The sequence below is a fragment of the Vibrio sp. TRT 1302 genome, assembly GCF_050113875.1.
GTDB lineage: Bacteria > Pseudomonadota > Gammaproteobacteria > Enterobacterales > Vibrionaceae > Vibrio.
In genome coordinates this window covers 91,503-105,345 of record NZ_JBNJOF010000001.1, presented here as the reverse complement: position 1 = coordinate 105,345, position 13,843 = coordinate 91,503, and the positions used below count along the sequence as shown (strand labels likewise).

The 13,843-nt window shown below is 43.0% G+C and carries 14 protein-coding genes and 1 pseudogene; 11 read left to right on the top strand and 4 right to left on the bottom strand.

The features are described from left to right. The first annotated feature begins 3 nt into the window (after nucleotides 1-3). The 4 genes from ACQEXP_RS00515 (at nucleotide 4) to rmf (ending at nucleotide 4,129) form a co-directional block, all read left to right on the top strand. The gene (locus ACQEXP_RS00515; RefSeq protein WP_269376756.1) at nucleotides 4-243 is read left to right on the top strand and encodes a glutaredoxin family protein; all 240 of its coding nucleotides are present in this window, start codon (nucleotides 4-6) and stop codon (nucleotides 241-243) included. Next, nucleotides 224-2,140 (top strand): ABC transporter ATP-binding protein, encoded by a 1,917-nt coding sequence (locus ACQEXP_RS00510; protein WP_426967478.1) that lies wholly within the window; start codon nucleotides 224-226, stop codon nucleotides 2,138-2,140. Before ACQEXP_RS00515 ends, ACQEXP_RS00510 begins: the two co-directional genes overlap by 20 nt. 5 nt (nucleotides 2,141-2,145) lie before the next feature. Beyond that, nucleotides 2,146-3,753, top strand: a complete 1,608-nt coding sequence (locus tag ACQEXP_RS00505) for a DUF3466 family protein (protein ID WP_426967476.1) — start codon at nucleotides 2,146-2,148, stop codon at nucleotides 3,751-3,753. 202 nt (nucleotides 3,754-3,955) lie between these two features. Then, nucleotides 3,956-4,129 carry a ribosome modulation factor gene (gene rmf / locus ACQEXP_RS00500; RefSeq protein WP_004414030.1) on the top strand — a complete coding sequence of 58 codons (174 nt, stop codon included), beginning with the start codon at nucleotides 3,956-3,958 and terminating at the stop codon, nucleotides 4,127-4,129. Nucleotides 4,130-4,261: 132 nt separating this feature from the next. On the opposite strand, the gene fabA is transcribed toward rmf, so the two are convergent. Together fabA and ACQEXP_RS00490 are read right to left on the bottom strand one after the other, a co-directional pair. Continuing rightward, a complete protein-coding gene (fabA, locus tag ACQEXP_RS00495) occupies nucleotides 4,262-4,780 on the bottom strand; it encodes a bifunctional 3-hydroxydecanoyl-ACP dehydratase/trans-2-decenoyl-ACP isomerase (RefSeq protein ID WP_138972371.1) in 519 nt (172 codons plus the stop codon). Nucleotides 4,781-4,871: 91 nt separating this feature from the next. Then, complete coding sequence (locus ACQEXP_RS00490; protein WP_426967474.1) at nucleotides 4,872-6,518, bottom strand: S16 family serine protease; 1,647 nt, start codon at nucleotides 6,516-6,518, stop codon at nucleotides 4,872-4,874. Between the two features lie 171 nt (nucleotides 6,519-6,689). On the opposite strand from ACQEXP_RS00490, the gene matP reads away from it, so the two are divergent. The 6 genes and pseudogenes from matP to ACQEXP_RS00460 form a co-directional block, all read left to right on the top strand. Further along, nucleotides 6,690-7,136, top strand: coding sequence for a macrodomain Ter protein MatP (matP, locus tag ACQEXP_RS00485; RefSeq protein WP_269376752.1), 447 nt, complete (start codon nucleotides 6,690-6,692; stop codon nucleotides 7,134-7,136). Between the two features lie 13 nt (nucleotides 7,137-7,149). Next, nucleotides 7,150-7,461 carry a DUF3634 family protein gene (locus tag ACQEXP_RS00480; protein WP_269376751.1) on the top strand — a complete coding sequence of 104 codons (312 nt, stop codon included), beginning with the start codon at nucleotides 7,150-7,152 and terminating at the stop codon, nucleotides 7,459-7,461. A gap of 202 nt (nucleotides 7,462-7,663) precedes the next feature. Next, complete coding sequence (locus tag ACQEXP_RS00475; RefSeq protein WP_426967472.1) at nucleotides 7,664-8,890, top strand: HDOD domain-containing protein; 1,227 nt, start codon at nucleotides 7,664-7,666, stop codon at nucleotides 8,888-8,890. A 207-nt stretch (nucleotides 8,891-9,097) separates the two neighbouring features. After that, nucleotides 9,098-10,081 carry an OmpA family protein gene (locus tag ACQEXP_RS00470; RefSeq protein WP_426967471.1) on the top strand — a complete coding sequence of 328 codons (984 nt, stop codon included), beginning with the start codon at nucleotides 9,098-9,100 and terminating at the stop codon, nucleotides 10,079-10,081. 96 nt (nucleotides 10,082-10,177) lie between these two features. Beyond that, a complete protein-coding gene (locus tag ACQEXP_RS00465; protein WP_426967469.1) occupies nucleotides 10,178-10,663 on the top strand; it encodes a hypothetical protein in 486 nt (161 codons plus the stop codon). Between the two features lie 5 nt (nucleotides 10,664-10,668). After that, a pseudogene (locus ACQEXP_RS00460) lies at nucleotides 10,669-10,773 on the top strand (type II toxin-antitoxin system prevent-host-death family antitoxin); the annotation flags it as partial. Between the two features lie 557 nt (nucleotides 10,774-11,330). On the opposite strand, the gene ACQEXP_RS00455 reads toward ACQEXP_RS00460, so the two are convergent. Continuing rightward, nucleotides 11,331-11,549, bottom strand: coding sequence for a hypothetical protein (locus ACQEXP_RS00455; RefSeq protein ID WP_426967468.1), 219 nt, complete (start codon nucleotides 11,547-11,549; stop codon nucleotides 11,331-11,333). A 77-nt stretch (nucleotides 11,550-11,626) separates the two neighbouring features. Beyond that, a complete protein-coding gene (locus tag ACQEXP_RS00450; RefSeq protein WP_426967466.1) occupies nucleotides 11,627-12,058 on the bottom strand; it encodes a helix-turn-helix domain-containing protein in 432 nt (143 codons plus the stop codon). 196 nt (nucleotides 12,059-12,254) lie between these two features. On the opposite strand from ACQEXP_RS00450, the gene ACQEXP_RS00445 reads away from it, so the two are divergent. Continuing rightward, a complete protein-coding gene (locus tag ACQEXP_RS00445) occupies nucleotides 12,255-13,826 on the top strand; it encodes a phage/plasmid replication protein, II/X family (RefSeq protein WP_426967464.1) in 1,572 nt (523 codons plus the stop codon). Nucleotides 13,827-13,843 lie beyond the last annotated feature (17 nt).

The following is a 13,843-nucleotide window of genomic DNA, read 5'->3' as shown; positions in this document are numbered from 1 at the left end:
GACGTGATTACGTTATACAGTACAGAAGGGTGCCATCTTTGTGAGATGGCATTTTCCCTAACTCAACAACTCCACATTTCAGATCAAGTCGAGATTATCGATATTGCTTTCGATGATGAGCTGTTTTCTCGTTACGGCGTCACGATTCCGGTGCTCAGTTACCAAGGTAACGAGTTAAATTGGCCGTTTGATTTGGAACAATTAAAAGTTTGGTTAAGCAATAATGGCATTACTTACAATTAATAATGGATTGCTGGCATACGGTGATCATCCTTTACTAGACCATGCTGACTTCGCTCTACAAACCAACGAACGAGTCTGTTTGGTTGGCCGAAATGGTGCGGGCAAATCGACCTTAATGAAAGTTCTGGCGGGTGAGGTGCTATTAGATGATGGCAAGTTGACGGTTACTCAAGATGTTGTCGTCTCTCGCTTAGAACAAGATCCGCCGCGTAACGAAGAAGGGACAGTCTTCGAGTATGTTGCTGGTGGGTTAGCAGAAGTCGGTGAGCAACTGAAGATTTACCAAGATCAGTTGGATCTGATTGCTCATGATGCCTCTGAAAAGAACATCAACAAATTGGCTAGAATTCAAGAGCAGCTTGAACACTCGGGCGCATGGCGTTTCGAAGATCGCATAAAAAATGTTATGGACGCGCTAAATCTTGATGGTCACACCAAGCTGACGGATTTGTCTGGTGGGTGGCAGCGTAAAGCAGCGTTAGCGCGCGCCTTGGTGCGTGATCCTGATGTTTTATTGCTTGATGAGCCTACTAACCACCTCGACGTTACGACAATCGAATGGCTGGAGAACTTTTTAAAGGATTTCCGTGGTTCGATTATCTTTATTTCTCACGACCGTGCATTCATCAAGTCTATGGCTACACGTATCGTCGATCTTGATCGTGGTAAGTTAGCGTCTTTTCCTGGTGACTATGATAATTACCTTGTAGAAAAAGAAGAGATGCTGCGTGTCGAAGAGATGCAAAACGCAGAGTTTGATAAAAAGCTCGCTCAAGAAGAGGTCTGGATTCGTCAAGGCATCAAAGCGCGTCGTACCCGCAACGAGGGTCGTGTTCGCGCACTTAAGAAGCTTCGAGAGGAACGCTACAATCGCCGTGATGTGCAGGGTAAGGCGAACATTCAGATTGATGATGCATCACGTTCAGGCAAGATCGTATTTGAAGCTCAAAATCTTGGTTACAGCATTGAAGGTAAATCCATCGTTAGTGATTTCTCTTTCAACATCATGCGCGGTGACCGTATTGCTCTAATCGGTCCTAACGGGTGTGGTAAAAGTACCTTGCTTAAGTTGCTGCTGGATGAGCTCAAGCCTTCGCAGGGCAAACTTCACTGTGGTACCAAGCTAGAAGTCGCGTATTTTGATCAATACCGTGAAGTGCTTGATCCAGAGAAGTCTGTTATCGACAACCTTGCTGATGGTAAGCAAGAGGTGATGGTTGGTGGCCGACAGCGCCACGCGCTGAGCTACTTGCAAGATTTTCTATTTGCTCCGCATCGCGCGCGAACACCGGTTAAAGCTTTGTCTGGTGGTGAGAAAAACCGTCTTCTTTTGGCGCGTATTTTCCTTAAATCCAATAACTTGTTGGTACTTGATGAACCAACTAACGATTTAGATATCGAAACATTGGAACTTTTAGAGGATTTACTTGCCAATTATCAGGGTACATTGTTGCTTGTCAGTCACGATCGTCAGTTTGTCGATAACACTGTGACCACCAGTTGGATATTCGAAGGTGATGGTGTTATTGAGGAATTTGTGGGTGGCTACCACGACGCACAGCAACAACGTCTTCAGGTTAAAAAAGCGCGTAATAGCGAAAAAGTTGAGTCGAGCGTTAAACAGGTTGAGGAAACTCCCAAAACCGCTGTAACAAAGAGTAAACCTAAGAAGTTATCTTATAAACTACAGCGCGAGTTAGAAGCATTGCCAGCCAAACTCGAACAATTAGAAGTGGATATTGAAACCTTGCAAGAGCAAGTTAACAGTGCTGATTTCTTTTCCAAACCCGTAGAGCAGACGCAACCCGTATTAGATAAGCTTGCTGCAACAGAGCAGGAGCTTGAGATTGCTTTCGAACGCTGGGAAGAGCTCGAAGCGATGCAACAGGAAAGTTAAGATTAATGAGTAGTAATATTTTTAAAGTTTCACTAGTGGCAGCAACGATCGCTGCTTCTTTCGGTGCTCATGCAGCGCTTTATAATGTTTATTTGCAAGACCCAGAGGGAACCAGTTCTAGCCTACAAACTTACGGTGTAGCTGTTGCTCCAAATACGACTAATTGTTGGAGCGTTGGCAGTACCTGTTCAGATTCTACTTCTGAAATGGCGACAGAAGTTAAGCGCTACCGTGAAGGGTTCCAGTATCGTGATGAATCACCGTTCTTTTTACCATACGGTTGGACATACCTTGATGACAATTACGATGGTTTTAGAAACTACTGTCGTAACTTCCTAGGTTACTCATATTCTTTGTGCGATGACTGGGCTGATAAGCAGTACACACAAGGCTACGCGAAAGAACAAGCTGGCAACTATGCGGGGTCTATTGCTTACTTAAATAGTTCAGCTTTGTACGCAGAGAATACCGTAGTCAATAGTATTGATAATGGCTTTGCAACAGGGAATAGAACTATTGGCGGTTCTCCTCGTAACGTTGCGTTTACTAGTATCAATGGCACATCAGTTGATGATTTATCTCGAACTCACAATAGTACGACTTACGCAGAATCACATGCTTGGAAAACTTTGGAGGATGGTGGCACGTACTACACAGTAGGAAGCGTTACTAAAACATCAAACCACGCTACCAGTGATAACAATTCGTATGCTGCTGTTTGGGTCGATGGAGTATTACAAGCTCCGATTGACTGGATCAGCAGTACTACCACAAATAATGGCGATCGTAGAGCTCACGCTAGTGCTCGAGATATTATTAAAGACGGGAATGTTCTATATGCTGTTGGTTATAACTCCGACAGCGATGTGTATTTCAGAGCAACCGTGTTTAAGTCGGACAACAATGGTGGAACGAGCTGGACTTCGAAAGCTGTTGATGGTTTCCCTTATGCGACTTCTGAATACGCTAACCAAACGCTACAAGCAGTTAATAACAATGGTATCGCAATTGGTACAGCAAAACTGAATCAAGCCCTTAATGGTGCATATGCGAATACATTGTTTTATGTCGACAGCTTAACTTCACCAGTATACAAAGCATTTAGTGGTAGCATCTTTTTTAACGGCGCAAGTGGTAAAGCCGGCGGTATTAACAATTCCAACGATGTCGTTGGAACTATCGACTTTGAAAGTCACAAAGAGACCAATGGTAAACCGCGTGCTAAACGCGCGTTTATCACTAACTTAGGTACTGTCGCTGGTTCTGCGCCTATCGGTGGTATTGCGCGTTACTTGGATGATCTAACCTATGGTTCTGGTGCTTCTACAGATAACAATCAATATCGCATAATTGAAGCGGCTGACATCAACGACGCAGGTATCATTGCAGCGACAGCATACTACTGTGCTGGTGGCTTTGACAGTGAAGCTATTGATGCTACATGTAATGCCGGCGCGTCACTTGTTGGGGTGAAACTTGTCCCTATCAATGGTCAGACAGCGACAGATATAAGCACACGTCCTGTAACTCAGGAGACGGTTGAGCGTCAAGGTGGCACAATTGGCTTTATCGCTCTGACTCTATTAGGGTTTCTAGGGTTCCGTAGAAAATAGGTTAAATTTTCAACTAGGGCACAGGTTCACAGTTTTGGATCTGTGCCTTTTTTATACCTTGAATTAAGCGTCATTTTGATCGAATCTTAATGGTGAAGTCATAAAAACTTCACTTCTATCGACTAGTGCTGTGCTAACGATAGTCAGTCTGCGATAGATAAAGTAGTACGTTAAGACACATTTTATGTATGAGGACGACACTATGAAGAGACAAAAGCGTGACCGCTTAGAAAGAGCTCAATCTCAAGGATATAAAGCGGGCCTAAATGGCCGCTCGATGGAGGCATGTCCATACCAACAGATGGATGCTCGATCTTATTGGCTTGGTGGTTGGCGCGATGCCAGAGAAGATAAACACTCTGGTCTCTACAAATAACACTCACTCTCCACATACGAAATAGGATTTAGCCCCGAAAGGGGCTTTTAATGATATAATTAGCGCACTATAACTAAATACATTTGACTCAAAAAAACGACTCCGAAGAGTCGTTTGTTGAAACATTTGCGCTTAAAAAGCAGAAGTGTCTTGGAAAAGGCCTACTTTAAGGTCTTTTGCCACATAAATCTCTTTGCCATCAACTAATACACGGCCATCAGCAAGACCCATTACTAGCTTACGGTTTACAACACGTTTCATGTTAATTTCGTAAGTGACTTTTTTGGCAGTCGGTAGGATTTGGCCAGTAAACTTAACTTCGCCGACACCTAAAGCACGGCCTTTGCCTTTACCGCCAACCCAGCCTAGGAAGAAACCAACTAGCTGCCACATAGCATCTAGACCAAGACAACCAGGCATTACTGGGTCGCCAGGGAAGTGGCAATCAAAGAACCATAGATCCGGAGTAATATCTAGTTCTGCTAGAATTAGACCCTTACCGAAATCACCTTCAGTTTCTGACATTTTAGTGATGCGATCCATCATTAGCATATTAGGTGCTGGAAGCTGAGGATAGCCTTCACCAAATAGTTCACCTTGGCTAGATGCTAGAAGATCTTCACGGTTATAAGAATCACGTTTGTTTTGCATTATCAATTACTCCAAATTTTGATAGCAGCATGTTAGTGAACACGTGTACGCTAAACAACTCCGATCAGTAAAAATATGAATTAAAACTCGGTTAAAACAACCAGTTTTTGATGCGTTCCACAATTCCTTGTGGGTGCTCATGTCTTTCAAAGTTTTCAATACGTTGCGCGATTCTACTGATCACGCTCTCTTCGTCATCACCACGGAATGGTTTACCCATAATGATAGGAATTGCCTCATCGACGTTAGATACCGACCAAATATGAAATTCGTTATTTTTGATACTTTCTACGACATCTTTATTGAGCGATAAATGTTTTAAATTCGACTTAGGCAGAATCACACCCTGATCACCTGTAAAGCCATTATGCTTACATACGTGATAGAAGCCTTCGATTTTCTCGTTGAGACCGCCAACAGCTTGCACGCGCCCAAATTGGTCTACCGCGCCAGTCACCGCGATCTGCTGATCAATCGGATATTCCGAAAGTGCGCTGACAAAAGAACAGAGCTCTGCCAACGACGCACTGTCTCCATCTACTTCACTGTATGACTGTTCGAAAACAACTGAAGCAGAATAGGGCAAAGGTTCATCTAAATTGAGTGCACTGCTGACGAAAGCTTGCATGATCATCATGCCTTTGGCGTGTAGATTGCCACCAAGTTCCGCTTTGCGTTCCACATCTGAGATATCACCATCACCAAAATGGATCACACAAGAGATTCGTGCTGGTTCGCCGTAAGACATGGGATGCCCAGGGACGTCAATAACAGTGAGTCCATTTACCTGACCAATACATTCACCCTCAGTCTCGATGATAACTTGACCGTCCGTAATGTCAGCCAAAGCGCGCTCTGGGAGATAAGATTCGCGCTGATATTTATTTGCTATCGCTTGGTCAAGGTCTTGCTCTGAAATGACTTTACCATTTGACGTGAGTAAAGCTTCATTAAGTAATGAAAGATACCAAAGTGTCTCTATCGGCATGTAGTGCTGATCTTCTGTGTACCTTGCACCCGCAATCATTAAGCGGTGAATAGCGCCAAAGGAGAGTGTAGGGAGTTGGTATTCATCAACTAGCCAAGCAATATACCCTAAGTAAGTTTCGATGCTCTGCTTATTGAGAGGAAGTTCTTGCTCAATCTCTGTAAACATCGCAAGGCCGCAATAAAGCTCTGGTTCAATGTATTCGAAATCTGCAATTTGGTGACGATCACCAACAAGAACAAGCTTGATTTCGTATTGACGACAAGGTTTCTCTAAAGCAATTTTGCGAGGATTGGCATTGACAGGGCTAATCTGTTCACCAAGAACAGCTGATTTAATCATTTGCCAACTAGCGGGATTGGCGAGTAATAATGTGACCGGTGTGATCAGATATCCGCCGTCTGCCTTGTCTAAAAGCCCTTCGACTTTAGTGACAATGTCACCTTTGTCGTCGCAGGTATATGAACCGACTAAAGTAGCAATGTCTAAAGATTCAGTCGTTAATACCGGTTTGGAACTATCCGTTCTAACTAGACCATCTTTAACGATATTGCGGTAAAAGGCGTTGTCTACCGCATTGACCATCAATATACGGTTAAAGCCATTCACGTTACATAGGGTATTAATTGCTTGTTTGAGACGTGGCTGGATGTCAAAAAAATCAACTTTCTCTAGCTGATTAAATCGATTGATTTGAGCGTCATATTGCGAATATTGCGGGGTAACAGCGTGCCAGCTTTCTTGATTCATCAATTCAGTTCATATACGTAAAATGGAGCGAAATTATATAGAAAAATGCTTCTGGTATATATAGATAATTTTATCTCATGATCTTGATCGCTTTTCGATTACAATAGGGATTGTAACTTTGCATCGTTAGGGTTACGCTGTCACCTAGAACTGAAACGGAATGACTTTGCAATGAAATATCAACAGCTTGAAAACCTAGAGTGTGGTTGGAAATGGAATTATCTAATCAATAAGTGGAAAGCGGGAGAAGCGATCACTTGCCACATTGATACTAGTGAAGCAGATAGCGCGGTTAACGAGTTACGTCAGTTAGAACACCAACCCGTAAAGGTGGTCGAGTGGATAGAAACTCATATGGCTCCTGAACTCGATAACAAGCTCAAACAGGCCATCCGTGCAAAACGTAAACGTCATTTCAATGCGGAACAGATACACACTAAGAAAAAATCGATAGACCTTGATTACCGTGTATGGGAGAAGTTGTCACACCGAGCTAACGAGTTGGGTTGTACTTTATCCGATGCTATTGAGTATCTGCTTTCTGAAGCCTCTCGAAGTGAAAAAGCGAGTAAGGCAGTGAGCAGCCTCAAAGAGGATTTAAGTAAGCTTCTCGATTAATAAGGATAGAACTATGCTATACGTTATTCTTGTCGCATCCGCTATTATATTTTGGTTAGTTGCCGTCGATAGGCCAGTACTTAGAGTGACCTTTACCGATGGTAAAATCACTAAAGAAAAAGGGCATTTTCCACCGGGCTTTAAACACAATGTTGTTGAAATTGCGGAACGTACGCCATTCAGTGGTGAGCTTAAAGTTTATCAGCAACGTACAGGCACTAAACTCGTGATGTCTAAGCAGATTCCTAAAAAAATACAGCAGCGTATTCGCAATGTATTCCCTTTTCAAGGTTTTACGAGTAAAGGTAAAAAACGCAGCAGTTAAGCTGAACGTCACCAAATCTCTAATCTCACGTTCCTCCTAGGTATTAATCCCAATCTCTTGCTATAGTTGAAAAAGCTATAGCAAGTCATGCCAACTCTATAGAAAGTAAGTTAATTAGAACTCTCATTCATCTGGCATTTCAAAAACGTACACTGTTCTTTAATAGCGCCAGCTAAAGGCGACAAAAAACTTAAACGAGAATATGTCAAACCTGTTAATAACGAACAAGAAATACAATAGTGAAGCGAATGAGTTAGCTCAAAAAATCGCTCTACAAACACGCGCTCGCCACGCAAAGTGGTTGGTTAGTTTAAAGTATATTCTTGATCAATCAGATGTTGATGGTGCTCTGAGTCGTCAAAGTGAGTTTTGTGACAGTGTCATTCTTAAAGAAGAGGAGCGTATCACCGAGAATCAGCGGTTACTACTGGAGTGCGAAAGTTCAAAAGTAAAGGAGCGCAGAAAAGCGATTGAGGAACGGCAAAAGATCTTTGGCCAAGTTGTTGGCGACATTGCTGAACACGCTGAAAAAACGATGGTTGAAAGGCTTTCAAAAATGACGCCATTGCAATTGTTTGGCAAGTTTCCTGATTTCTCCTATTTTCTTAGTGTTGCTTACTCGCCATCTTTAACTTTTCCTAAACTGTCAGTCCTTACCACAAATGATCATCAGTTGAAGTCCAACGTACTGGCGTTAGTCAACAATCCCAAGTTTTGTGGCAGATTAGGGAAAACAGTCAGAAATCAGCAGGACCCGATAGCAGCCATCGGAACTCTTGGGATCGACAATTGCAGCTTACTGTTTCCGATATTAATGGCCAAACCATTGTTGCGTTGGCATGACCCTGTGACCAAAAGCATTGCCCCTAAGCTCTGGCAGCATATGATTTTAACCGCCAATGTGACCAGGCTGCGGTTAGAGCAGGCTAACTTTAAAAATCCGCAACAAGGTATATTGCTTGGTGTGTTGCGCACTATTAGCCATTTCGCGATCGTCAATCATTTTAGTCAGCTTTTCGAAGACGCTCAGATAGAAAAAATGCAATCTTACAGAGAAAAGAACATGCGAGAAGAGTACTACGCATGTGCTGAAATCAAACCAGAGCTGAGTATTTTACCGAGCGTTATTAGCCGATTAGAGCAACAACTTACGCAAAAAGTTGTTGATGCTATCGAGTGGACACCATTTACGTTTCCATTGAAAAACGCGCTACAAGAAGACTTAGACAATATTGCTGTTATCGAACGTAGCGAAGCAGGGGTTGCTTTAGCTCAGGCCCAAGCTTACGCAATGTTTGATACTCTAGATCGTAGCGGTGTGTTCGTTGAGAAGCATAAGCCTTTTTGGTTCGCTAATGTTCAAATGCCACCGGATGCTTTGCTAGCGATTCGGGATAAGCATCCTGGAATGATTGACCTCGCACGCTAAAAAACACCCACTTGAAGCACTATAACTAAATGCCTGATAGCAGAATCCCAACTTTTAGCCCATCAAACCCCCAATTATTCAGTAGCGAAACGGTTGTTACGCTGTAATGTTTATGAAGGATGGATTTAAAGATGATACGAATCTGAAACACGCCATCATCGATAGATAATTAATCTGTAGTGAACATATTCACGCAATGAAATTATTATGCTCAATAAACAGCACTACCTATTAATTTTGGCTTCTCTATTAGTATTCGAATCATCGCGAGCTGAGGAGAACAGCTACACACTTTCACCATTCATTGGTCAAAAGGACGGATACCAATTTCCTGTCGATACCTCAAATGGTCAAGCTTCAAAGGGAACAATGTTAGGAATCTATGGCGGACTTGAGTTCAATCGAATGTATAGTTGGGACATTGGATTTCAACAGCGCGGAGACTTAGATACAGAAAACGCGAGCACCACCTCAATAGTTGAAAGTGCGCTCAAGTACGACTACTTTCTGTCAAATGACTACAGTATCTATGCTCGGGTCGGGGTCGCATATTGGGATTCGAAAAAAAGCCAAAGTACGTTAAAAGGCGTATCCCCGATGGTTGAAGCTGGCTTAACTTATTGGGTTACCGATAAATTTAGGGTTTCTGGTGGATACCAGTACATTGACGAAATTGATAATTACAACAGCCATACCTTACTGTTTAGCGCCGCATTTACTCTGGGAAGTTCCGTACCACGTTTACCCTCTGTGTCACCGATGAATATGGAGTTTGACGAACCTGTTCTGTTGGAAGCTGTAGAGCCAGTAGATAGCCGTATGAATTCGATTTATTTTGATACCGACAGTTACGATATAGACGGCCAACAGGTTGTCGAACAAAAAGCCCAGCGCATAATTTGCGTATTGAAGAAATCTACACAGGCTAAAGTTGAACTCATTGGTCACACTGATGCTGAAGGTACTGATGAATATAACCAAACGTTATCAGAGAATAGAGCGCGCTCAGTCGCAATGTGGCTTGAAGGCATGGGAATACTTCCTGAGCAAATAGAGGCTAAGGGCGAGGGTGCATCAAAGCCTATAACATCGAACATGACGCCAGAAAGCAGAGCTTTGAACCGACGTGTAGAAATGCGCCTGTTAACGGTAGATGACAGCGAAACATCATGTGAAAGCGATACGCCGTAAACCCACTGAGCGGTGTTTCATTAAAATGAAGTGTACTATGAGTGGCATATTGATTACATAAAGGAGGTTACATGTCTGTAGCCACATGTGTTTACAATGCGTTATAGAAAACAATATGTCACTGCATTATTCATGTTCCTTACTTTACCAGCCAGTGCCATGAGTTGGCCTGAGCACCTCCGCATGAACATGCTACAGGCTTACGATAATTTAAACCTTAAAGTGGAGCAATGTGCTCAAATGCGACGGCCGCTTGAAAAGCAAGAAGTGGCCTCACTATGGTTTAATGAACTGAGCAGTGAGCAGAAAAAGGCAGCATTATTGCTACTAAGTCAGATGACAATGGATACATGTATCGCGCAACAAGAAGCCGAATATAGCCGAACGTTGCTGGCATATGTAGCAGAAACAGGCGACTCTCAACGACTGGATGATTGGCTAACAATTAAGAAGGTGTTTCGACATCGAGAGCAACAAGATGTCTTTGAGAGTATAGATTTGCGTCAAATTCAAATCCTCTTAGAGACCAAGCCATTCAATAAACCATTTGATCCGTTACAAGTATATGAGCTATATGATTAGCCCAGATATGTGGGGTGTTATTTACTGAGTCTAGAAATGGCCTTAAAGCCGTGCTCGATGGTGTCGTGAATGACGCTGACACCACGGTCATTACACGTCGTGATGCTGATTGAAGGTTATTGGAATAGTCGAAGAATAACCCGTTAACCAGCGCGAGACTGTGTAAAGTTGAACGTGGATAAAAGACACAGCTCAGATTTCACACGCAGTGTGATGGCCGTTGTCTCGCTTACAATCCCTAAATCCAAGTGCGTATTATGTAGTTTGGAATTATGTTGAGTGGTTCGCCGTAGGCCTGAACGAAAGCAAAGGGTGGGCGAACGAAGTAGTGATTCCGAACAGAGGGCAGCTCGCTGTCCGCCAGTTCGTGAAGATGGTGAGGGCGAATCGCTTTGCCAGTGAAGCCCGTAACATAATTTCCATAATACGCTGAATAATCCAGAACTGGACGCACCGAAAGGGGATCGTTTATCGATCCCCTTTCAGCGTTTAGATAACTAGCCCCGCAGGGATAAGCGATTGCGGAGCGAGAGCGCGGCACCAAGCCCCTGATGAACTTGTTGTAAGCTGCGGAATTGATGGGGCGCGGTTAGCAATACACTGAGCTTTAAGAATTCTACAAGCCATTTCCTACAAAGCCCTAGCAATCTTCTAGCGTGTAAAGAGGTTATTTGTGCATTCCTTTCAATCTATCATGTAGTGAATTGATGCTATCGACAAACCGCTCAAATTGCTCCCAATCGTCAAAAGAAACCCTATTGAGTAACTGACCAAATTCACCATCAGTTACATCTATCATCGGTTTAGCAATGCAATCTTTTACCTCGATGAAATTAGAACCTTCTTCACTATCTACTTGCTCTGAAAAAAAACTGATTGTTCCCATGTTTAGCTAACTCCTCAGTGGGTTTGTAGTGTTAAAAAGCCGCATGCTCTAATAGCGGCTTATGTTGTCATTTTGATTTATTCAATCAACGGGGCGTCAAATTCATCCATGATTCTATCTAGAAATTCATCCAGTTCTTTCTTTTGATCTGGTGTACTAGCGATAGTCTTAAGTGAGCCTAGTACCATGCCAAACGACATTTTTAGTGCTGACATGTCATAGTCTTTCTTTCTAGCCTCTCTAATCATGTCAGCCATAAGCATTTCAAACTTAGACTCTAGTACGCTGCCATTTCCATAGGCGAGAAACATGAGTGGGGTTCTGGTTGCCTCAGCGATGCTGACAATATCTTTAAACTTAGGCTCTGTTTTGCCTGCGGCTATGCGCTTTAAGGTACTAACACTTATGCCAGTGTATTCGCTAGTCAGATCATAACCACCATTATCTTTAATGGCGTGTTTGACACGTTCGGAAAGGGCGTCAATGCCACCAATCTCTTCAAAAATCATAGGTAAGCCTCATAGCATCGTTCTCGCTATTATATCCCAACTTTGTGAGGCTAGTTCTTTCTGGGTGCCAGATATGACCCTTATCTTGTTGTTTGCAAGGTCACTTTTGGTTGAATAGTGAATTTCATTTTGATAGCATAGTTGACACTTTAAATGACATTATTAGTGTCACAATTGATATTGACAGGGTTTTGACTTGTACGACTTTCTAGAAATTGCAATTCCACTTAAAGCTGAGTGCGTTACCGTAATGGGTGACTGTGGCTTCGTGGATTTTGAAAAACTAGGAAGAAAAACAGGTCTTAAGATCGCATCTGGATCTGTTGAATTTGCTATTGATGGTAGTGACCACACGATAACAGATGACCTTTATCATCCTTGGTCTCGAATCCCATCTTCATTTACTGATATTGCTTGTCGTGTATTTGATGCCTGTCCAAAAGCTAACCAGTTCTGGGCATATGCTCGAATCAAAGCTTCTCCAGCTAAGGTTATGCAGGGGCACAACGTGTACGGCTCCGACAATTTACGCCTATGTACTGAGTATTTACTGTCAGCGCTTCAAGAGGCTCAGCCAGAATTTTTTGACATGCTCGATGTTGGTTTAGCGGAGTTTCGACGTATTGATAGCACTTACTCGATCCAGTGCGAGAGTGAAGATGTCCTCAGACAAACAATTAAGGCACTTGGCAATATCTCTAACCGCTACCTAAAGCCAGCCCGTAATTCAGACTACGAAACTACGCTTTACTTCAACAAGGCTTCAGAAAGTACACCGGATGCCGGTCGCGCTTATGTGCTAGCAATCTACTCTAAGCTTGATGAAATCTCACACCAACTAACAGAGCTAAAACGTCGAGCAAGACGAGAGAAAACATCTCGCTATGAACGAGTGATAAACCAGCTTTCTGACTTTGAGTTACGTTCTTTTGCTGCTAATCGCTTGCGCTTTGAAGGCCGAGCGAAAAAACGTTTTCTAGAGCGTGTTGTTGGTACTTGTGGGGTCTGGAAAGTGATTCGTCATGCCGAACAATTTGAGCACATGAACAACTATTCATTCTGTGAGTGGATGTTTAAAGAATTGTTTAAAGACTTGCTTGAGGCGGTCAAGGGTGAAGAACTTGAGATATACAACGACTCAAAAATTAAAGCGTTGTTGCGTGATATGTACTCGATGGTAACGCCTAAAGGAAACATTTCTTATGCAAAGGCCGACCGCCTTTTTCGCTTCTACATGACGCTATGTGATCGTGGTTATGATGAGGTTAAAGCGCACTCTTCTCCATCGACTTTAGGTCGGAATATACGGGATCTAATGGCTATTGGTTTGTCGAAAGCAGATTTGCAAAACTTAAGTACGGGGGAGCGCATGCCACTTGCTCAAATTCTACAGTTTGATTTTGATAATCAGCGTCCAGGCGATTATGTAGAGCCTGAATCACCGCTTGCTAATGTTGATGATTCTTCCGCTTTAGCTGTGGCCTTTGGCGTGACAAGTCGACTTGCACATGAGTTTGGTTTGGCAGATGACCCAGCAGAGCGATTGAAGTCTTATCTAGGTTTGGGCGATGACTTTGATTTAGATCCTTTCTTAGGTGGAGTTGAAGTTCCAGTCTCCCCACGTGAATCAATATCACTGGTTATTTGGCCAGATGGTGAGTTAACTCTCACACGACACGAGCAACGAAAATTTAAACCTAATCCAATCACAAGGCACCTTAACCCGAAACCAGAACGGGACTATGAAAGCCTTATCACTAAACACTAGGACAAACTATGAAAGTT

Excerpts from the sequence above, each read along its gene's own strand:
- ACQEXP_RS00510 (WP_426967478.1), top strand. The coding sequence starts at position 224 with ATGGCATTACTTACAATTAATAATGGATTGCTGGCATACGGTGATCAT.
- ACQEXP_RS00505 (WP_426967476.1), top strand. The coding sequence starts at position 2,146 with ATGAGTAGTAATATTTTTAAAGTTTCACTAGTGGCAGCAACGATCGCT.
- rmf (WP_004414030.1), top strand. The coding sequence starts at position 3,956 with ATGAAGAGACAAAAGCGTGACCGCTTAGAAAGAGCTCAATCTCAAGGA.
- fabA (WP_138972371.1), bottom strand. The coding sequence starts at position 4,780 with ATGCAAAACAAACGTGATTCTTATAACCGTGAAGATCTTCTAGCATCT.
- ACQEXP_RS00490 (WP_426967474.1), bottom strand. The coding sequence starts at position 6,518 with ATGAATCAAGAAAGCTGGCACGCTGTTACCCCGCAATATTCGCAATAT.
- matP (WP_269376752.1), top strand. The coding sequence starts at position 6,690 with ATGAAATATCAACAGCTTGAAAACCTAGAGTGTGGTTGGAAATGGAAT.
- ACQEXP_RS00480 (WP_269376751.1), top strand. The coding sequence starts at position 7,150 with ATGCTATACGTTATTCTTGTCGCATCCGCTATTATATTTTGGTTAGTT.
- ACQEXP_RS00475 (WP_426967472.1), top strand. The coding sequence starts at position 7,664 with ATGTCAAACCTGTTAATAACGAACAAGAAATACAATAGTGAAGCGAAT.
- ACQEXP_RS00470 (WP_426967471.1), top strand. The coding sequence starts at position 9,098 with ATGCTCAATAAACAGCACTACCTATTAATTTTGGCTTCTCTATTAGTA.
- ACQEXP_RS00465 (WP_426967469.1), top strand. The coding sequence starts at position 10,178 with ATGCGTTATAGAAAACAATATGTCACTGCATTATTCATGTTCCTTACT.
- ACQEXP_RS00455 (WP_426967468.1), bottom strand. The coding sequence starts at position 11,549 with ATGGGAACAATCAGTTTTTTTTCAGAGCAAGTAGATAGTGAAGAAGGT.
- ACQEXP_RS00450 (WP_426967466.1), bottom strand. The coding sequence starts at position 12,058 with ATGATTTTTGAAGAGATTGGTGGCATTGACGCCCTTTCCGAACGTGTC.